The following is a 19,581-nucleotide window of genomic DNA, read 5'->3' on the forward strand; positions in this document are numbered from 1 at the left end:
TCTAGCGGTTCTTTCTCTTTTCGCGCACGCGCACGCTGATCTCCACGGGCGAGCCGTCAAAGGAGAAATCCTCGCGAAGGCGACGCTCGATGAAGCGACGGTAGCCGTGTTCGAGGAATCCCGAGGCGAAAATGACGAAGCGCGGTGGCCGCGTGCGCGCCTGTGTGGCGAAGAGAATGCGAGGCTGCTTCCCGCCGCGCAGGGGGTGCGGGTGCGCCGCCACGAGCGTTCCAAGGAAGGCGTTGAGACGCGCTGTGGGGATGCGCGTATCCCACGACTCAAGGGCGAGGTCGAGCGCTGGAACAAGCTTGTCGGTGTGGCGCCCCGTGAGCGCGGAGATGTTCACACGCGGCGCCCATCGCACGTGGGAGAGATCCTTCTCGATTTCCCATTCGAGCTGTGCGCGGCGCTCCTCATCGAGGAGGTCCCACTTGTTGAATGCGAGCACAAGGGCGCGGCCGGACTCGAGCACCATGTCGATGATCTTGAGGTCTTGGGTCGAGATCGGTTCGGTGGCTTCAAGGAGAACGACGGCAACTTCGGCGCGGTCAAGCGCGGCCTGGGTACGGATCGAGGCGAAGAAGTCGGCGCCTTCGCTCTGGCGGATGCGGCGGCGAATGCCAGCGGTATCCACGAACGTCCATTCACGGCCGTCAAGTTCGATGACTTCGTCAACGGGGTCACGCGTTGTGCCCGCTGTCGAATCCACGACAACGCGATTTTCCCGCGCGAGCTTATTGAGCAGGGAGCTTTTGCCCACGTTGGGGCGGCCGATGAGTGCGACGCGGCGAGGCCCGCTCGGTTTCGCGCGCGTTTGCCCTTCCTCGGGGAGGATTTCAAGGATGCGATCCAGCACATCACCCGAGCCGCGACCGTGCAGCGCGGAGACCGGATGCGGCTCACCGAGGCCAAGGTTCCATAGCGCGGCAGCTTCGAGTTCACCTCGCTGATCATCGACCTTATTCGCGACGAGAAGCACGGGCTTTTGAGAGCGGCGAAGCACCTTGACGAGCTGCTCGTCGGTGTGGGTGATGCCCACGTTCGCGTCGACGACGAACATGACGGCGTCAGCGAGCCCAATCGCGAGTTCAGCCTGTTCAGCCACACGGTAGGCGATTCCCTCGACCTTGTCTTCCCAGCCGCCCGTATCGACGAGCATGAAGTCGCGTCCCGCCCAATTAGCCTCGTAAAACACGCGGTCACGGGTCACGCCCGGGGTGTCTTCGACGACCGCTTCGCGGTGACCGAGAATGCGGTTCACGAGGGTGGATTTTCCAACGTTGGGTCGACCAATGACGGCGAGTACGGGAAGCATGCGCTCGTCCTCGGCGGTAGCGATCGGCGCGTATTCCTCGGTCAGGAGGTGTTGATCGTCCTCGTCCAGGCCGTACTCCTCAAGGCCCGCTCGCAGCGAGGCCGTGCGGGCCTCATCACCGAGCGACTCGAGGTCGTGATCGTCGTGCGGCTCCTCAAGTTCAAGGTCGTCGTCCACGAGCTCGATGCCGGGAACGAGCTCGAGAACCGCGTTAATCACATCGTCAATACCGAGGTTGGTCGTATCGATGAGGGCGACGCCTTCGGCCGCTTCGGTGAATTCGGAAACTGTCGAGTCGTCGGCATCGCGACGAAGAACCTGGTCGCGCATGCGCTCGCGCACGCTCTCCGATTCCTCAAGTCCCAACTGGCCAGCGCGGCGTTTCAGTCGTGCCTCCGCGCTTGCGGTGAGGAGCACGCGAACGTCGGCATCCGGTGCCACAACCGTCGTAATGTCACGGCCCTCCGCGACGCAGAAGCCCTTCTCATTCGCCGTGCGGAAGAAAACTGCGCGCTGGCGTTCCTGAAGAATCGCGCGCACATCGGTATTCGTCGCCACGCGGCTCACGCATGTGGAGATTTCCTCGCTGCGGATCTGCTCAGAAATTTCCGTGCCTTCAACGAAAATGTAGGATTCGTCGGGGTCGGTCGACATCACGAGGTCGAACTCCGCCACGTGCTGCGTGACGGCCTCGCGGTCATCGAGGTCAACCCCTTCGTTGAGGCACGACCACGCCGCCGCGCGATACATCGCACCCGTATCGAGATAGCCGCCTTCAAGAGCGCGTGCCAACTCTTTCGACACCGTGGACTTCCCCGAGCCTGCGGGGCCATCGATCGCGATGGTGACGCCGTTCATGCCTTTACCTCCCCTGTCGCTGGTTATTTTCTCACCCTAATGGTGGGTTGCTCACGCGCGGCGTGCGCGCCTTCACTCGGTGCCCGCGCGTGCCCAACCTCTCTTTTCTAGCATCGCGGTGAGCCGCTGTTCGTCGGCCCTCGCCACACTCACGTGGGCAAGACCCACGCGCTGCCCAAGCGAATGTTCAAGGCGTAAATCCTCGAGGTTAATCTGCTCCTCCCCCATATCACCCAGAAGTCTCGCCAGCTCACCGGGCTCATCGGGAACGAGAACCGTGAGTTTGCAGAAATTCTCCGCTCCCCCGCCATGCTTACCGGGGATGCGCGCCACGCCGTCGTTTCCCGAGGCGATAGCCCGGGCAAGACGTGCCCGCGACCCGGGCTGCGGGTCGGGCTCGTTCAGCACCTCGAGGGCTCGCGTGAGCGCGGCAAGATCCTCGCCGAGGGCGCGGAGAATAGGGGCAATGCGCCCGGCGTTTGCCGAAAGAATTTCCACCCACAGTCGCGGATCGCTCGCGGCAATGCGGGTCGTATCGCGAAGTCCCTGACCCGAGAGCCCCAGGGCGGCCTCGCTCGCGCTCGTAAGCCGGGCTGCCAGAAGACTCGCAACGATTTGCGGCACGTGCGAGACATACGCAACGGCCTCGTCGTGCGCATCGGGGTCGATCTCGACCACGGCCGCACCGAGTTCAATTCCGAGCAGCCTTGCGAGAGCGTAGCTTCGTGGCGAGGTAGCCGGCGTCGGAACGACAACGAAGGCTCTCCCCCGGAACAGGTCTCCACGGGCCGCGACCACCCCGGCGACCTCACGGCCGGCCATGGGATGCGTACCCACGTAACGCGAGGAATCAAGCCCTCGAGCCCTCGCTCCCGCAAGGATCTCCTCGGCGATGTGCTGCTTCACGCTTGCCACGTCGAGCACGCATGCCTCGGGAAACTCCTCGAGCGCCTCGAGAACGATCCGGGCGGAAACATCTGGAGGCGTCGCGACGACAACGAGTTGGGGCGTATCCCCGCGCTCCTCCTGGCGTCCAGCGCCCAGCTCGCACGCGAGAAGTGTGGTGCCCGGCGACGAGTCGCGCACGAGAACGTCAAGACCCGCATGCGCGAGCGCCATACCGATCGAGCCGCCAATAACTCCCGCGCCAATCACGAGGATCGGACCTTCGAGCGCGATAGTTTCGCGCTCCGCCTCGGTACTCACAGACCGACCTCCGCCATGAGGGTTCCGAGCTCTTTCGCCGTCAGCTCGCGCGTGGCGCCCGGGGCAAGATCAGCAAGCACGACCGGGCCAATGCGGGTGCGCACGAGGCTCGTCAGCTCATATCCCAGGGAGGAGAACATTCGGCGTACGATGCGATTACGCCCCTCGTGAAGTGTGACTTCAACGATCGCTTCTTTCCCGTCATGCGCGACGAGACTCGCGCGATCGGCCTTCGCGAGGCCGTCATCAAGATCGAGGCCCGAACGCAGTTTCGCGAGAATCGATCGCGGAAAAGATCCCGGGCAGTCGAAACGGCACACATACGTTTTTGAGACCTCAAAACTCGGGTGCGTGAGGCGATGGGTGAGTTCACCGTCGTTACTGAGCAGCAAAAGCCCTTCGGTTTCGTAATCCAGCCGTCCCACGTGGTAGAGCCGCACGGGGTAGCGCTGCGCAAACTCCTCGAGCGTTCGGCGCCCCTGCGGATCTTCCATCGCGCTCATGATCTTGCGAGGCTTATTGAGTGCGACGGTGAGCTTTTTCTCGTCGAGCTGCACACGGCGGCCATCGACGTGAATCACCGCCGAGCGTGGATCCACGCGCACGCCCTGTTCCTGAACGGTGTGCCCACCGACCGCCACACGGCCCTGCGCTATGAGAGCTTCGCATGCGCGACGCGAACCGAACCCCGCCTGCGCGAGCACCTTTTGAAGGCGCTCCCCGTCGCTGGCGGTGTCTTCCGACGGCGACTGCGAATGATCGCCGCTGGCAGTGCGCGGCGTACCATCGGACTCTCGGAGCCGAACTTTTTTCGGGGCGGTGAAATCACTTTTACGCCGTTGCGGCCCACGCCCTCGCCGGCGCCCCCGTCCTCGCGCGGGCGTCAAGCTGCGGCCCCGCGCGCAATGAGCTCGCGCGCAAGCTGGCGGTAGGCGTCGGCGCCCTTGTTGTTCGAGGCGAATGTCGTGATCGGCTCGGCCGCCACCGAGGCATCCGGGAATTTCACGGTGCGGTTGATCGCTGTGTGGAAGACCTTGTCAGGGAATGCCTCCACCACGCGACTCACGACCTCCCGCGCATGCAGCGTGCGCGGGTCAAACATGGTGATGAGAATGCCGTCCATTTCGAGGCGCGGATTGATGCGGTCCTGCACCTTCTCAATGGTCTCGACGAGAAGCGCAACGCCGCGAAGCGCGAAGTACTCTGCGCCGAGGGGAATGATCACGCCATCGCTTGCGGCGAGAGCATTGACGGTGAGCAGGCCTAGCGACGGCTGACAGTCAATGAGAATGACATCGTACTCGCCCACGACAGGGCGCAGCACGCGCGCGAGCGCCATTTCGCGGGCGACTTCGTTCACGAGCTGCACCTCGGCAGCGGAGAGGTCGATGTTCGCCGGGAGAATTTCCATGTTCTCCGTGGTCGTCGCCTGGATGGCCTCGCGGATGTCATGGTCGCGCTCGAGAAGGAGGTTATACACCGTAAGATCAAGTTCGTAGCTGTTGATCCCCGTGCCTGCACTGAGAGCGCCTTGAGGATCGAGATCCACGAGGAGAACCTTGCGGCCCAGCTCGGCAAGCGCGGCGCCGAGATTGATCACCGAGGTCGTCTTGCCCACACCGCCCTTCTGATTCACCATCGAGATGATGCGCGCGGGACCGTGGGAGTCGAGCACCTTTGGCTCGGGAAATTCCGGCAGCGGGCGCCCCGTGGGGCCGAAGTTCAGCTTGAGATCAAGCTCGCTCTTTGTCACGTGTACCTGTCCCTACGTCGTTGATGTTCGTGGGTTTCCGTGCGCGCAGAGCGCACACCACCCTTGGGCAATATCCTAACCGGCAGCCCTGAACACGGCCGCCACCCTCGCCCGTTCACAGCGCGCGCGGATGAGAAGTCGCGTGGATCTCGCGGAGTGCTTGGGCTCCAAGGTGCGTGTAACGCTGGGTCGTGGTGATCGAGGCATGACCGAGAAGTTCCTGAACCGTGCGAACGTCAGCCCCACCTTCCAGCAAATGCGTCGCGTAACTGTGGCGGAGGGTGTGGGGGCTCACGTGCGACGAAATCCCTGCGTCAGCAGCCGCGTTTTTGACGATGGCAAAGGCCGCTTGGCGTGTGAGGCGCGTGCCGCGGTTGCCGAGAAAAATCGCGGCGCTTCCTTTCCCCTTCGCGAGAAGAGTTGGCCTCGCACGCGTCATATACGCTTCGAGCGCCTCGAGAGCGAAGCGGCCTAACGGAATGAGCCTCTCCTTTTCGCCCTTGCCGCGCACGCGCACGAGGGCATCGGCGAGTCCCGTGTCATCCACGTCAAGGGCGAGAGCCTCGCTAATGCGGCAGCCAGTGCCGTAAAGAAGCTCCACGAGCGCACGATTACGCAGGGCGCGTTCTGTCGCGAAGGGGCCGGTGAAGGGACCCGACGCCGCCTCAATAAGCGCGGAGACCTCAGCAATACTGAGGGCGTCCGGCAAACGCAACGGACGGGAGGCTTCTCGCACCAGGGCCGACGGGTCACCGGTACGCGCTTCACCCTCCTCGTCGAGAAAACGATGAAAAGCACGGATGGACGCGAGCGATCGCGCGGCGGATGAGGCCGCAAGGGGAGCCCTTTCGGCGGTTCCCTCGCGCAAGGAGCCCACGTATCCCGCAATCGTGGGCGTATCAACATCGCGCACATCGATGCCACGAGAGTGAAGGTAGGCGAGGTAGCGATGAAGATCGCGGCGATAAGCCGCGACCGTGTTGGGGCTCAAGCCGCGTTCGATGCGGATGTGAGTGAGGAAGGATTCTGCGAGTCGCGAACCGCTTCCGGCGCGCTCGGGCATGCGTTCTCGCTAGAGCGCCACGAAGGGATCGATCGCGAGAGCGACGAACACGAGCGTGAGATAGGTGATCGACGCGTGGAATACCCCCATGGGGTTGAGCTGCTTACCTTCCGCACCCCGGCGCACACGAACTGCGTAGCGCACGACCAGGAAGAGGAACCAACCACCGAACACGATCGAACTCACGGTATAGACGATTCCCGTGGGCGCGAGAGGAATGATCGCGAACGAGCTCGCAAGCATGAGAACCGTGTGAAACACCATCTGGTTCGCCACGTTTTTTCGCGAGCTGACGACGGGGAGCATCGGAACTTCGGCACGCGCGTAGTCCTGCGTGAATCGCTCTGCGAGCGGCCAGTAATGCGGGGGCGTCCAGAAGAAGATCACGAGGAACAGGAAGAACGCCGTCCACGACACGCTTCCCGTGACGGCGGACCAGCCAATGAGCACGGGCATGCACCCGGCGATGCCACCCCACACGATGTTCTGGCTCGTGCGACGCTTGAGGATCATCGTGTAGAACACGACGTACAGAAGAATCGCGCCGAGAGCAAGAAGCGCCGAGGGAGCATTCACAAAGGCCCACAGGTATGCCACCGAAAGGGCACTCAACACGAGACCGAACGTGAGCGCCGCCTGCGGGGATACTTCTCCCGTGACGAGCGGGCGATTCTTCGTGCGCTTCATCTTCGCGTCGATATCGCGATCGAGGTACATGTTGAGCACGTTCGCGCCGCCGGCAGCGAGGTAACCGCCCACCATCGTGTTCAGGATGAGCAGCCACGAGGGAAAGCCGCCCGCCGCAAGAAACATCGTGGGGATGGTCGTGATCAGCAGGAGCTCGATGATGCGGGGCTTGGTCAGCGCAACGTACGCGAGGACGGTTCGGCGAAGCGAAGGCTCCTGCGACTTCCCACGCTGCGCCGTCGCTTTGTGGGAGAGGGTTGTCGTGCCGGGGCTTTGATTCACTCGCGTTCCTCGATTGCGTGGAGAAGACTGTGGAGGCCGGGAAAAGTGGGAAAGGGCCTAACGTCCCTCCACAATAACCGGCACGACGCGTCCGGGGCCAGGAACTCGCGGGTAAGTCACGCCACTAGAAACTCGGTTCCGACGTCTCCCAGGCAAGCGTCGGAACCGTGACTTCCAAAGATCCCGGCGCCCGCCCCGTCGGCGCACCCCGGATCCCCGAACCTCCCTGCGTTTCCTGAGACAGCAGTCACCTTTCGCCCAAATTCGCGCGATACTATCGACACGATTTTGGCCCCTCGCGCCGAAATGGTGATTCGCCATCGGCGCTCGAGATGGATCAACCGATGGAAGGGAAAAACTTTCGTGAGTAGCAATTTCGTAGCCCCCGAGGGCTGGAGCGATCTCGACAAGCGCGCTATCGACAACGCGCGCATCCTCGCCGCCGATGCCGTGCAGAAGGTCGGCAACGGGCACCCGGGCACTGCCGTGAGTCTCTCCCCCGCCGCGTACCTCCTGTACCAGGACATCATGAACCACGACCCGAAGGACCCGGAGTGGTTCGGTCGCGATCGATTCATCCTTTCGTGCGGGCACACGAGCCTCACTCAGTACCTTCAGCTTTTCCTCGGAGGCTTTGGCCTCGAGCTCGAGGATCTTCAGGCCCTCCGCACCGAAGGTTCGAAAACCCCGGGCCATCCCGAGAATTTCCACACCGCTGGTGTTGAGATGACGACCGGCCCGCTCGGCCAGGGAATCGCCTCCTCCGTTGGTTTCGCGATGGCACAGCGTCGCGTGCGCGGCCTCCTCGACCCGACTGCCCCTGCCGGCGAAAGCCCGTTTGACACGTTCACCTACGTTCTCGCTTCCGACGGTGATCTGCAGGAAGGCGTGAGCAACGAGGCCAGCTCGATCGCGGGCACCCAACAGCTTGGCAACCTCATCGTCATCTGGGACGACAACGAGATTTCGATCGAGGGCGACACGAACATCGCGTTCACCGAGGACACGGCCGCGCGCTATCAGGCGCTCGGCTGGGACGTGCGCACCGTTGACTGGACGAACGGCGGAACGGACTACGTCGAGAACCTCAAGGAGCTCAAGGACGCGATCCTCGCGGGCCAGAAGGTCACCGACAAGCCGACTTTCATTCAGCTTCGCACCGTGATCGCATGGCCCACCCCGGGCAAGTCGGGCGACCACGCCGCTCACGGTTCTGCACTCGGCGATCAGCCGGTCTCGGGCCTCAAGGACATCCTCGGCTTCGATACCGAGAAGACCTTCGAAATTGACGAGGACGCCCTCGCTCATGCGCGCAAGCTCATCGAACGCGGTGCCGAGAAGCACCGCGAGTGGGATGCGAAACTCGACGAGTGGCGCAATGCCAACCCGGATGCCGCGGCGCTCTACGACCGCCTGACCGCTCGCGAACTTCCCGAGGACCTCGACGCGGCGCTCCCGGTGTTCGAGGCGGACGCCAAGGGCATCGCCACCCGCGCCGCTTCGGGCAAAGTTCTCGGTGCCCTCGCCTCGGTCATGCCCGAGCTATGGGGCGGTTCCGCTGACCTCGCCGGCTCGAACAATACGACCATGAAGGGTGAGCCGTCTTTCATCCCCGAAGCCAACCAAACCAAGGATTTCCCGGGTAACCCGTACGGCCGCACGCTTCACTTCGGCATCCGCGAGCACGCCATGGGCGCGATTTTGAGCGGTATTTCGCTCTTCGGTCTTACACGCCCCTACGGCGGCACGTTCTTCCAATTCGCCGACTACATGCGCGGCTCGGTGCGCCTCGCTTCGCTGTGCAAGACCCCGGCAACCTACGTGTGGACGCACGACTCGATCGGCCTCGGCGAAGACGGCCCGACCCACCAGCCGGTCGAGCACCTCGCGGCCTACCGCGCGATCCCGAACCTCTCGGTTGTGCGTCCGGCCGACGCGAACGAGACGGCCCAGGCATGGAAGGCCATCCTCAAGCGCGACGAGGGTCCAGCGGGTCTCATCCTTACGCGTCAGGGCGTTCCCACGTTCGATCGCGACGAGTACGCAGCCGCGGAGAACCTCGACAAGGGTGCCTACGTCATGAAGGACGCCTCGAACGGTGAGCCCGAGGTCATCCTCATCGCCACCGGCTCCGAGGTACAACATGCTGCCGGCGCACAGAAGCTTCTCGAGGAAGAGGGCATCCCCACGCGACTCGTGTCGATGCCGTGCGTGGAGTGGTTCGACGAGCAAAGCGAGGAGTACCGCGAATCGGTTCTCCCGAGCTCGGTCAAGGCGCGCGTCAGCGTCGAGGCGGGTATCGCGATGCCCTGGTACCGCTTCCTCGGCGACGCTGGTCGAGCGGTCTCGCTCGAGCACTACGGCGAGTCCGCCTCGGGTGCGCTCCTGTTCGAGAAGTACGGCTTCACCGCCGAGAACGTTGCGGCAAAGGCAAAAGAGTCCCTCGCCGCAGCCCGAAAGTAGAACAGTCCATCGGAATATCGCGCAAGCAACCTCTTAACGAAAGGTTTTGCCATGACCGAACTGACCCAGAAACTGAGCGACCTCGGCGTCTCGCTGTGGCTTGACGATCTCTCGCGCGCTCTCATCGAGAGCGGCGACCTCGAAAAGCTCATGAGCGAGCGCAACATCGTGGGCGTCACCACGAATCCCGCGATCTTTAAAGCGGCTATCGCCGGAAAGTCGGATTACGACGCGGCGATTGCCGACGCAGCCTCGCGAGGCCTCGATGTCGACGACACCATCACCGAGCTCACGACTGCGGACGTGCGCAGCGCGTGCGACGTGTTCAAGCCGACCTATGAGAAGTCGAATGGCTTCGACGGGCGCGTGTCCATCGAGGTCGACCCCCGACTCGCTCACGAGGAAGAGAAGACCGTCGAGCAAGCGAAGTCTCTCCACGCGCTCGTGGACCGCGAGAACGTCATGATCAAGATCCCCGCGACAGATGAGGGACTCCCGGCGATCACTCGCGCCATCGCCGAGGGCATCAGCGTGAACGTTACGCTGATCTTCTCGCTCAAGCGCTACCGCCAGGTGATCGACGCCTACCTCGCGGGCCTTGAAAAGGCCGCCGAGAACGGCGTAGACCTCTCGCGCATCCACTCGGTTGCCTCTTTCTTCGTGTCCCGCGTGGACAGCGAAGTCGATAAGCGGCTCGAAGCCATCGGCGGCGAGGCCCTCGAGCTTCGCGGCAAGGCTGGTCTCGCCAACGCGCAAGCTGCCTTCGCCGAATACCTCGATTACGTTGGCTCCGAACGCTTCGCCGCGCTCAAGGCGAAGGGGGCGAACCCTCAGCGTGCGCTGTGGGCATCCACGGGCGTCAAGAACGAGACCTACCCCGACACGATGTATGTCGACCGTCTCGTGGCTGACCCCGTCGTGAACACGGTCCCGGGCAAGACACTCGAGGCTGTCGCCGACCATGCACGTGTCGAAGGCACCCTCACCGAAAGTGACTTTGCCGAAGCGCGTGACGCACTCGAGAAGATCAGTGCCGCCGGCATCGATCTTGACGATGTTTTCGCGGTTCTCGAGCGCGAGGGCGTCGAAAAGTTCGAGACCGCGTGGGAGGAACTCCTCTCGGCAGTCCGGGACGCCGCTGCGTCCACCAAGTAAACCTCGAAGCCTCGTGCCCGCGTGCCCTTTCTTGGGTGCGCGGGCACGGGTGCGACACACACATATCCCTACACAAAGGACCACAGTGAGGCAGAACGAAGCTGCACCCGGCAACCCCTTGCGCGACACGCGCGACCGTCGCCTCCCCCTCATCGCTGGACCGTGCTCGGTCGTGATGTTCGGTGTGACGGGCGATCTTGCCCGCAAAAAACTGCTCCCCGCCATCTACGACCTCCATAATCGCGGTCTCCTCCCCCCGGCCTTCGGTCTCGTGGGCTTCGGCAGACGCGAGTGGAGCCACGACGACTTCGCGACGTACATGCGGGAAAGCGTAGAAAAGTACGCGCGTACCCCCTTTAACGAGCATGCCTTTGAACAGCTCCGGGGCGGGCTGCGTTTCGTCACGGGTGCCTTCGATGACACCGAAGCGTTCGAAGAACTCACGCGTGTGGTGAGTGAGCTCGACGAATCGCGCGGCACGGGCGGAAACCATGCCTTCTATCTCTCCATTCCGCCGAGTGCCTTCCCCCAGGTGGCCGAGCAGCTCGCACAGTCCGGACTTAACACACCCTCGGAAAACTCGTGGCGCCGCGTCGTGATTGAAAAACCCTTCGGGCACGATCTCGACAGCGCACGCGAACTCAACGACATCGTCGAAAAAGTCTTTAAGCCCGAGGAAATCTTCCGCATCGACCACTACCTCGGCAAGGAGACGGTGCAAAATCTCCTGGCGTTCCGGTTCGCGAACCAAATGTTCGAACCGGTGTGGAACTCGCGCTATGTCGATCACGTACAAATTACGATGGCCGAAGACATCGGCATCGGCACCCGCGCGGGGTACTACGACGGCATCGGCACGGCTCGCGACGTCATCCAGAACCACTTGCTTCAGCTCCTCGCTCTCACGGCGATGGAAGAGCCCATTACGTTCGATGCAGCCGAGCTTCGCAACGAGAAGGAGAAGGTTCTCGCCGCTATTGAGCTGCCAGAAGATCTCGCTGAAGGTACCGCGCGTGGCCAATACGTGGGTGGCTGGCAGGGCGGCGAGCAGGTCAACGGGTACCTCGAGGAAGACGGCATTTCCCCAGATTCGACGACCGAGACCTTTGCCGCTATTAAGCTCATGGTCAACACGCGCCGATGGGCTGGTGTGCCGTTCTATCTCCGCGCAGGCAAGCGCCTTGGCCGCCGCGTCACAGAGATCGCGATCGTCTACAAGCAAGTTCCGTTCTTGCCGTTCCGCGATACCGACACGGTCGATCTCGGCCAGAACGCAGTCGTGATTCGCGTCCAGCCAGACGAGGGCGTGACGATGCGATTCGGCTCCAAGGTGCCGGGCACGCAAATGGAAGTGCGCGACGTCAATATGGACTTCGCGTACGGCTCGACGTTCACGGAAGAGTCACCTGAGGCGTACGAGCGTCTGATTCTCGATGTTCTGCGTGGCGCTCCCCCGCTCTTCCCGCGGCAAAAAGAGGTCGAACTTTCGTGGCAGATTCTCGACCCCATCCTTGAATTCTGGGATGAGCACATGCCGCCAGCCCCGTACCGCTCTGGCACGTGGGGGCCGCAGACCGCACACGACATGATGGCCCGCGACGGCCGCACTTGGAGGCGTCCATGATTTCCACCCTTGAGAACACCACCGCTTCGCAAATCAGCGCGAGGCTTCGCGATTTGCGCGAGGAGGAGGGGCTCATCTCCCTCAATCGCGTCGCGACCCTCGTGATCGTGACCCACACAGGTTCGCTCGATGACCCGATTAAAGCGGCCGTTCGTGCGAGCCAGGAGCACCCTGCCCGCATCATCGTGATCGTGACCGAACACGGCTCGACGCGCGACGCCCTTGACGCGGAGATTCGCGTGGGCACCGACGCGGGTGCGGGAGAGGTCATTATTCTCCGGGCACACGGGCGCGTGAACGCGGGTCTCGACACGCTCATCACCCCGCTCCTCCTTCCCGATGCGCCGATTGTCACGTGGTGGCCGTACACGCCTCCAGCTTCACCGTCCCAGGACCCGCTCGGGGCGATCGCCCAGCGTCGCATTACCGACGTCTACCAGTGTGAGAACCCGAAATCTTCGCTTTTGCGCTTGGCTCGCGGCTACAAGTCCGGAGATTCCGATCTCTCGTGGTCGCGCATCACCAACTGGCGCGGTCTCGTTGCTACCGCGTACGACTATCCGCCCGCACCTACGCCCACCGCAATCACGGTCGAGGGGATCGAGAACAATCCGTCTTCGCTGCTCATGCAAGCATGGCTGCAGAACTCGCTCGGAGACGATGTGCCCGTGGAGTTCAAGGCGGTTGAGGCCGATCATGGCCTGAGTGCGGTGACGCTGCATCGCACGGACGGCGATATTCGCCTCATGCGCTCAAGCGAGGAGGGCATCACGATGAGTCTTCCCGGCAACAATGACGACCAGTTCGTGACGATGCCGAAGCGCACCATGTACGACCTCTTGAGCGAGGAATTGCGACGCCTCGATCCCGATGACGTCTACGGCGACGTTCTCAAAAAAGCGTTCCCCCTCACGGGCGATCCGGGCAGTTTCGCCGTTGGCAAGCCCGAACCGACCGACGTTTTCACGGCCGATATGGATGCCGTCGTGAAAGCCGTGGCAAAGGACGCCGTTGCGCGCATCGCCACCGCGATCGAGGAACGCGGAATCGCGCATCTCGTACTCACCGGCGGGCGTGCGGGAACGGCAACAGCCGAGCGCATCGCCATTTCTCTCGAGTTCGCCGACGTGGATACGTCAAAGCTCCACGTGTGGTGGGGGGATGAACGGTTCGTCGCGGCGAAGTCCTCGGATCGTAACGATCGGCCCGTGATATCGGCCCTGACGACCGGTGCGGGAATCCCCGTGTACAACGTCCACACGATTCCCGGGGCCGACGCAGGCATGAACCTCGACGAGGCTGCCGCGTGGTACGGCCAACAGCTGACCATTCAAGGTGGTGACTCCGCGTTTACCACCCAGGGCGAAGCGTATTTCGATGTGCTCCTTCTCGGTGTCGGACCCGACGGCCACGTGGCTTCGCTTTTCCCGGAGCACCCCGATGCACGCGCAACCTCGGCCTACGCGGTTCCCGTGCGTCAGTCCCCGAAGCCTCCTTCGGAACGCATTTCGCTTTCCTGGCCGGTTCTCAACAGCTCGCGCCACGTGTCATTCCTCGTGGCGGGCTTCGATAAGGCCCAGGCCGTGAAGACCGCGCATACGAAGATCGATGCGGCACAGTGCCCCGCCTCCGCGGTGCGCGGTACCGAATCAACAACGTGGTTCCTTGATAAGGAAGCCGCGCACTTCCTCTGAGCAATCATCGGCCCCGCACTCGTCGAATGCGGGAAAACATAGATGGAGATCCCATGACAACGGGCGTGATGATCGGTAATGTTCCGCTTGGCGCGGAGCACGAGACGGCGATCATCGCGCCCGTCTTGGGGTCAACGCTCGATGAGCTTAAGGCCGAGGCTCACGCGGCTATCGATGCCCCCGTGGACATTCTCGAGGTGCGCCTCGACCACGTCCTAGCCGCTTCCCAAGCTTCCCCAGCTACTGCCAAAGAACGTGCCTACGCCGCACTTCAGGGCGTTAGTGAGGTCGCTTCCTCACTGCCTCTCCTCGCGACGATACGGACCGCACGTGAGGGCGGTGAGTGGGGTGTTTCCGACGACGTGTACGCCGAGCTGCTCTGCTCGATTACGAGCTCCGGCCTCGCGCATGCCATCGACGTGGAAGTGGCGCGTCACCCCGCCGCCATCAGCGCCGTTCTCGACGCGGCTGAAAAGTCGGGCCTCCCCGTCGTTCTCTCGCGTCATTTCTTCGATGCCACTCCTACGCGTGAAGAAATGCTCGCCATGCTCGAATACATGGCGGCTCTCGCGCCTGCCGATCGTGCCGTCGCCAAGCTCGCCGTCATGCCTCATACCCCCGAGGATGTCCTCGCGCTCCTCGGTGCTGGCCTCGAGGCAAGAAACAGACTTGAGCATGCGCTCATGGCGATTGCCATGGGGCGCCTTGGCAGGGTGAGCCGGCTTGCCGGCGGAGTTTTTGGTTCCGACGCCTGCTTTGCCACCGTCGGACCCGAATCCGCCCCCGGGCAGCCAAGCGCCCGTGCCCTCGCTGCTCTCCTTGAGCGGTAGCGCGCCCGAGGGGCGATTAACCTAAGCGTTCAAGCACGGCGATGCCGATCGCACAACCGAGCCACACCACGCCGACGATGGTCGTGATGATGTTAAGGTTGCGTTCGGCAACTCCCGAAGAACCCGCGCCGGTCGAGATGCCGCCACCGAACATGTCGGAAAGGCCGCCGCCGCGCCCCTTGTGCATGAGGATGAACATCATGAGCAGGAGGCTCGTGATCGCAAGAAGAATGAAGAGTGCGATCTTCAGAATTTCCATGACCGGGCGAATCCTTCGATTGAAAAACGGGCAACGACGTTAACAATACGCTACGCGGCCCAGCCTATGGCCGAGCCGCGTAGCACACTACTTCGTTCGTGAGGGAAATCAAGCAGCCACGTTGTAGGTGGCGATCCTCGCGAACTCGTCAGCCTTGAGCGACGCACCGCCCACGAGGGCGCCGTCGACATCGGCCTGCTGCATGAGGTCCACAATCGAGGAGGACTTCACCGAGCCGCCGTAGAGCACGCGCACGGCGTCGGCAACCTCGTCGCCGAACTTCGTGGCGAGCAGATCGCGGATCTCGTGGCACACTTCCTGTGCGTCCTCGCTCGTGGCGACCTCGCCGGTGCCGATGGCCCACACGGGCTCGTACGCGATAACGACCTTCTTGACCTCCTCAGCCGAGAGGCCTTCGAGACCGCCCTCGACCTGAGCAAGGGTGTACTCGACGTGCTTGCCGGCCTTGCGCTCTTCGAGTGGTTCGCCAACGCACAGGATGGGCGAAAGCTCATTCGCGAGGGCGGCCTTGACCTTAGCGTTGGTCACCTGCTCGGTCTCACCGTGGTACTGACGACGCTCCGAGTGGCCAACAGCGGCGTAGGTCGCGCCGAGCGCCTTGAGCATCTTGCCCGAGACCTCGCCCGTGTAAGCGCCCGACTCGTGCTCGGAAATATCCTGGCCTCCGAAAGCGATGCCGGAATTCGAGCCATCGAGAACGGTCTGCACGGTGCGGATGTCCACGAACGGGGGAAGAACCGCGACCTCCACGGCATCGGCCTTGTGGCCGGCCTCCTTGAGGTTCTCCACGAGATCCTCAAGCAGCGCCTGTGCCTCGATGTAGGTCAGGTTCATCTTCCAATTGCCTGCAATGAGCGGTGTACGAGTCATAATCACTTCTCCTCAAGAATGGCGATACCCGGCAGTTCCTTACCCTCGATGAGCTCGAGGCTGGCCCCGCCGCCGGTGGAAATGTGGGAATAGCGTGCTTCGTCGAAGCCAAGGTTACGAATCGCGGAAGCGGAATCGCCGCCGCCCACAACCGTGTAGCCCGGGCACTCGGCGAGTGCCTCGGCGATAGCCTTCGTGCCGTCGGCATAAAGCTCGAACTCAAACACGCCCATGGGGCCGTTCCAGAAGACCGTGCCGGCATCGCCCAGCTTCGAGGCGAACAGTTCGCGGGTCTTCGGGCCAATGTCGAGGCCTTCCTTTTCGGCCGGGATTTCGTTCGAGGGAACGACGTCCGCGGGGCCATCCGGACCGAAGTTCTCCGACACGACGTTGTCGACCGGAAGGACGATCTCGACGCCCGATTCCTCGGCGCGCTTGAGGTAGCCCTTCACGGTCTCCACCTGGTCTTCTTCAAGGAGCGACTTGCCAACCTCGTGGCCGAGGGCCTTCTGGAAGGTGTAGCTCATACCGCCACCGATCAGGAGGCGGTCAGCCTTGCCGAGGAGGTTATCGATCACACCGAGCTTGTCCGAAACCTTCGAACCGCCAAGGATCACGACAAACGGGCGGGCCGGTTCATCGGTGACCTTGCGCAGCGATTCCACTTCCTTCTCCACGAGGGAACCGGCGGCAGCGGGCAAAAGCTGAGCGACGTCGTACACCGAAGCCTGCTTGCGGTGGACAACACCAAAGCCGTCCGAAACGAAGGCATCAGCGAGCGAGGCAAGCTCCTTGGCGAAGGCTTCGCGCTCAGCTTGATCCTTGCTCGTTTCGCCAGCGTTGAAGCGAACATTCTCGAGCACGGCAACATCGCCATCGCCAAGGTTCTCGACGGTCTGCTTAGCGCTGTCGCCAACGGTGTCGGTAGCGAAAGCCACGGGAGCGTCAAGGAGCTCGCTCAGGCGATCCACAGCGGGCTTCAGGGAAAACTTGGGATCCGGCGCACCTTTCGGACGGCCGAGGTGAGCGGTCACGATGACACGCGCGCCCTTCTCGCGCAGCGCATTGATCGTCGGCAACGAGGCACGGATACGGCCATCGTCCGTGATGGTCGTGCCGTCGAGCGGAACGTTGAGATCGGCGCGCACGAGAACGCGCTTGCCGGCGAGGTCGCCGAGCGAATCGATGGTCTTAAGCATGGGTCACATCCTCATGAAAAGGGGCGGGGCGGCGATTGCACGCCCCGTGTGGGGCACGATGCCCCGGGTGGACGAAGGGTCCGCGCCCACAGCCGTGCCGTGACGCGGACCCTTCATCGAGGTACTCAAGAGTGAGCGTTGGGGAGAATCAGAGCTTCTCGCCGATAAGGACGGTCAGGTCAACGAGGCGGTTCGAGTAGCCCCACTCGTTGTCGTACCACGACACAACCTTGACCTGGTTGCCGATGACCTTGGTGCAGCCAGCATCGAAGATCGAGCTGTGGGGATCGGTCTCGATGTCCTTCGACACGATCGGGTCCTCGGTGTAAGCAAGAACGCCCTTGAGCGGGCCTTCAGCCGCCTTCTTCACGGCAGCGTTGATCTCCTCGACGGAAACCTCGCGCTCAGCCTCGAAGGTGAGGTCAACAACCGAGCCGGTCGGCGTGGGAACGCGGAGTGCGTAGCCATCGAACTTGCCCTTGAGCTCGGGGAGCACGAGAGCAACGGCAGCAGCAGCGCCGGTCTTGGTCGGAATGATGTTGAGGGCTGCGGCGCGGGCGCGGCGCAGATCCTTGTGGGGCGCGTCGAGGATGCGCTGGTCACCCGTGTAGGCGTGAACCGTGGTCATGAGGCCCTTGACGATGCCGAATTCATCGTTGAGAACCTTGGCGAGAGGCGCGAGGCAGTTGGTCGTGCACGACGCGTTCGAGACCACGTGGTGGTTGTCAGCGTCGTAGTCGCCTTCGTTCACGCCGACCACGAAGGTGGCGTCAACGTTCTTGCCGGGAGCCGAGATGATGACCTTCTTGACGGTGTCACCGAGGTGTGCCTTGGCCTTCTCAGCGTCGGTGAAGAGACCGGTCGACTCCACGACGACCTCAGCGCCAACCGACGCCCAGTCGATCGCTGCCGGATCCTTTTCCGAGAACACCTTGATCGACTTGCCGTCGATGGTGATCGAATCCTCGGTGGACTCAACGTCGCCGTTGAAGCGGCCGAGGATCGAGTCGTACTTCACGAGGTGCGAGAGGGTCTTGGTGTCGGTGAGGTCGTTGACGGCAACGATCTCGATGTCCGCACCCTGCTCAAAAGCAGCGCGCGCGAAGTTACGGCCGATACGACCGAATCCGTTAATACCAACCTTTACGGTCACAGTTCCTCCTTGGTGCACGGCGGCGTTTCCGCCGTGTGGGACTGGGCTTCGCGCACCTCGTTGTACGCATGGATCCCGCATGTGCGGGTTGCCTCAACCCTATCAACGTTGTGATGCGAGGCTCACAGGAACCTGGACGAAAAACCGGGCTCAAAAGCGATTTTTTATTCCCCATCTAACAATTCGGGACTAATGTTGGCCTCTGTTCCCGGAATGCCGCGCTCTTCGGCGGTCTTGTCGGCAAGGGCGAGAAGGCGTCGAATCCTCCCCGCCACCGCATCCTTTGTCATGGGTGGGTCGGCAAGTTGTCCCAACTCCTCGAGGCTCGCCTGGCGATGCTCGATCCGCAATTGGCCCGCAGCGCGCAAGTGATCGGGAATGTCGTCTCCCAGAATCTCAAGCGCCCTCTCGACCCGCGCACCAGCGGCCACGGCGGCTCGGGCGGAGCGACGCAGATTAGCGTCGTCAAAGTTCGCGAGCCGATTTGCGGTGGCGCGCACCTCGCGCTTCGAGCGCTTGTCGTTCCACAGTGCCGCGGTTTTCTCCGCTCCCATGAGCGTGAGCATCTGACCAATGGCCTCGCCGTCGCGAATCACCACCCGATCGGTGCCGCGGACTTCCTTCGATTTTGCCTGGATCCCGAGCCGACGTGCCGAGCCCACCATGGCGAGAGCGACTTCGGAGCCAGGGCACGTGAGTTCAAGCGCCGCGCTTCGGCCGGGTTCGGTGAGGCTTCCGTGGGCGAGGAAGGCCCCGCGCCACGCGGCAGCCTGATCCTCAGCGCTACCGCCAACGACGAGCGGCGGAAGCCCACGAACGGGCCGTGAACGCGCGTCAAGAAGGCCGGTTTGTTTCGCAAACATCGCCCCGTCAGAAAGAACGCGCACGATGTAGCGAGTCGAGCGTCGGATGCCCGAAGCCGCGAGTACGGTCACCTCACTTGCGTGACCGTAAAGATCAGCCACGTAGGTTTTGAGCCTGCGCGCGCTCGCCGACTGGTCGAGTTCGGCTTCAATTGACACGCGACCACCCACGAGATGAAGCCCACCGGCAAAGCGCAAAAGGGTTGCCACCTCCGCTTTACGCGCACTTACGCGCGTCACGTCGAGATGGGAGAGCTCCTCCTTGACATCGGCAGTCAGGGCCATT

Annotated in this window: 16 protein-coding genes; 5 read left to right on the top strand and 11 right to left on the bottom strand. The window is 62.9% G+C overall.

Annotated features, from left to right (window positions below; genetic code table 11):
• Position 1 precedes the first annotated feature (1 nt).
• The 6 genes from der to NBW56_RS01085 all read right to left on the bottom strand — a co-directional run bounded on the left by der (position 2) and on the right by NBW56_RS01085 (position 7,164).
• Positions 2-2,173, bottom strand: coding sequence for a bifunctional cytidylate kinase/GTPase Der (gene der / locus NBW56_RS01060; RefSeq protein WP_250257653.1), 2,172 nt, complete (start codon positions 2,171-2,173; stop codon positions 2-4).
• Between the two features lie 72 nt (positions 2,174-2,245).
• Positions 2,246-3,379, bottom strand: coding sequence for a prephenate dehydrogenase (locus tag NBW56_RS01065; protein WP_250257654.1), 1,134 nt, complete (start codon positions 3,377-3,379; stop codon positions 2,246-2,248).
• Positions 3,376-4,083 carry a pseudouridine synthase gene (locus NBW56_RS01070; RefSeq protein ID WP_502799320.1) on the bottom strand — a complete coding sequence of 236 codons (708 nt, stop codon included), beginning with the start codon at positions 4,081-4,083 and terminating at the stop codon, positions 3,376-3,378. The genes NBW56_RS01065 and NBW56_RS01070 overlap by 4 nt, the downstream gene beginning before the upstream one ends.
• A gap of 179 nt (positions 4,084-4,262) precedes the next feature.
• The gene (locus tag NBW56_RS01075) at positions 4,263-5,132 is read right to left on the bottom strand and encodes a ParA family protein (RefSeq protein ID WP_065247842.1); all 870 of its coding nucleotides are present in this window, start codon (positions 5,130-5,132) and stop codon (positions 4,263-4,265) included.
• A gap of 115 nt (positions 5,133-5,247) precedes the next feature.
• Positions 5,248-6,195, bottom strand: coding sequence for a site-specific tyrosine recombinase XerD (locus NBW56_RS01080; RefSeq protein ID WP_250257656.1), 948 nt, complete (start codon positions 6,193-6,195; stop codon positions 5,248-5,250).
• 9 nt (positions 6,196-6,204) lie between these two features.
• A complete protein-coding gene (locus tag NBW56_RS01085; RefSeq protein WP_250257657.1) occupies positions 6,205-7,164 on the bottom strand; it encodes a heme o synthase in 960 nt (319 codons plus the stop codon).
• A 363-nt stretch (positions 7,165-7,527) separates the two neighbouring features.
• Here NBW56_RS01085 and tkt point away from each other — a divergent pair, with 363 nt between their 5' ends.
• The 5 genes from tkt to aroD all read left to right on the top strand — a co-directional run bounded on the left by tkt (position 7,528) and on the right by aroD (position 14,930).
• Positions 7,528-9,627, top strand: coding sequence for a transketolase (tkt, locus tag NBW56_RS01090; protein WP_065248745.1), 2,100 nt, complete (start codon positions 7,528-7,530; stop codon positions 9,625-9,627).
• 51 nt (positions 9,628-9,678) lie between these two features.
• Positions 9,679-10,782 carry a transaldolase gene (gene tal / locus NBW56_RS01095; protein WP_250257658.1) on the top strand — a complete coding sequence of 368 codons (1,104 nt, stop codon included), beginning with the start codon at positions 9,679-9,681 and terminating at the stop codon, positions 10,780-10,782.
• A gap of 85 nt (positions 10,783-10,867) precedes the next feature.
• Positions 10,868-12,406 carry a glucose-6-phosphate dehydrogenase gene (gene zwf / locus NBW56_RS01100; RefSeq protein ID WP_126846054.1) on the top strand — a complete coding sequence of 513 codons (1,539 nt, stop codon included), beginning with the start codon at positions 10,868-10,870 and terminating at the stop codon, positions 12,404-12,406.
• Complete coding sequence (gene pgl / locus NBW56_RS01105; protein ID WP_250257659.1) at positions 12,403-14,100, top strand: 6-phosphogluconolactonase; 1,698 nt, start codon at positions 12,403-12,405, stop codon at positions 14,098-14,100. Before zwf ends, pgl begins: the two co-directional genes overlap by 4 nt.
• 53 nt (positions 14,101-14,153) lie before the next feature.
• On the top strand, positions 14,154-14,930 hold the full coding sequence (gene aroD / locus NBW56_RS01110) for a type I 3-dehydroquinate dehydratase (RefSeq protein ID WP_250257660.1): 777 nt from the start codon (positions 14,154-14,156) through the stop codon (positions 14,928-14,930).
• Between the two features lie 16 nt (positions 14,931-14,946).
• Here aroD and secG read toward each other — a convergent pair whose 3' ends face one another.
• From secG to whiA, 5 genes are all read right to left on the bottom strand, one after another.
• Complete coding sequence (gene secG, locus NBW56_RS01115; protein ID WP_065247849.1) at positions 14,947-15,189, bottom strand: preprotein translocase subunit SecG; 243 nt, start codon at positions 15,187-15,189, stop codon at positions 14,947-14,949.
• A 108-nt stretch (positions 15,190-15,297) separates the two neighbouring features.
• Positions 15,298-16,080: a triose-phosphate isomerase gene (gene tpiA / locus NBW56_RS01120; protein WP_250257661.1), complete on the bottom strand. Its 783-nt coding sequence runs from the start codon at positions 16,078-16,080 to the stop codon at positions 15,298-15,300.
• 2 nt (positions 16,081-16,082) lie between these two features.
• Positions 16,083-17,279: a phosphoglycerate kinase gene (locus tag NBW56_RS01125; RefSeq protein WP_239378452.1), complete on the bottom strand. Its 1,197-nt coding sequence runs from the start codon at positions 17,277-17,279 to the stop codon at positions 16,083-16,085.
• A 148-nt stretch (positions 17,280-17,427) separates the two neighbouring features.
• Positions 17,428-18,432 carry a type I glyceraldehyde-3-phosphate dehydrogenase gene (gene gap, locus NBW56_RS01130; protein WP_250257662.1) on the bottom strand — a complete coding sequence of 335 codons (1,005 nt, stop codon included), beginning with the start codon at positions 18,430-18,432 and terminating at the stop codon, positions 17,428-17,430.
• 164 nt (positions 18,433-18,596) lie between these two features.
• Complete coding sequence (whiA, locus tag NBW56_RS01135; RefSeq protein WP_065247853.1) at positions 18,597-19,580, bottom strand: DNA-binding protein WhiA; 984 nt, start codon at positions 19,578-19,580, stop codon at positions 18,597-18,599.
• Between the last annotated feature and the right edge of the window lies 1 nt (position 19,581).

This window comes from Dermabacter sp. Marseille-Q3180, from assembly GCF_940792985.1.
Classification (GTDB): Bacteria; Actinomycetota; Actinomycetes; order Actinomycetales; family Dermabacteraceae; genus Dermabacter; species Dermabacter vaginalis.

What these genes read in the sequence shown, in the direction of transcription:
- aroD (WP_250257660.1), top strand. Translation starts at nt 14,154, where the DNA reads ATGACAACGGGCGTGATGATCGGTAATGTTCCGCTTGGCGCGGAGCAC.
- NBW56_RS01125 (WP_239378452.1), bottom strand. Translation starts at nt 17,279, where the DNA reads ATGCTTAAGACCATCGATTCGCTCGGCGACCTCGCCGGCAAGCGCGTT.
- tal (WP_250257658.1), top strand. Translation starts at nt 9,679, where the DNA reads ATGACCGAACTGACCCAGAAACTGAGCGACCTCGGCGTCTCGCTGTGG.
- secG (WP_065247849.1), bottom strand. Translation starts at nt 15,189, where the DNA reads ATGGAAATTCTGAAGATCGCACTCTTCATTCTTCTTGCGATCACGAGC.
- whiA (WP_065247853.1), bottom strand. Translation starts at nt 19,580, where the DNA reads ATGGCCCTGACTGCCGATGTCAAGGAGGAGCTCTCCCATCTCGACGTG.
- pgl (WP_250257659.1), top strand. Translation starts at nt 12,403, where the DNA reads ATGATTTCCACCCTTGAGAACACCACCGCTTCGCAAATCAGCGCGAGG.
- tpiA (WP_250257661.1), bottom strand. Translation starts at nt 16,080, where the DNA reads ATGACTCGTACACCGCTCATTGCAGGCAATTGGAAGATGAACCTGACC.
- NBW56_RS01080 (WP_250257656.1), bottom strand. Translation starts at nt 6,195, where the DNA reads ATGCCCGAGCGCGCCGGAAGCGGTTCGCGACTCGCAGAATCCTTCCTC.
- der (WP_250257653.1), bottom strand. Translation starts at nt 2,173, where the DNA reads ATGAACGGCGTCACCATCGCGATCGATGGCCCCGCAGGCTCGGGGAAG.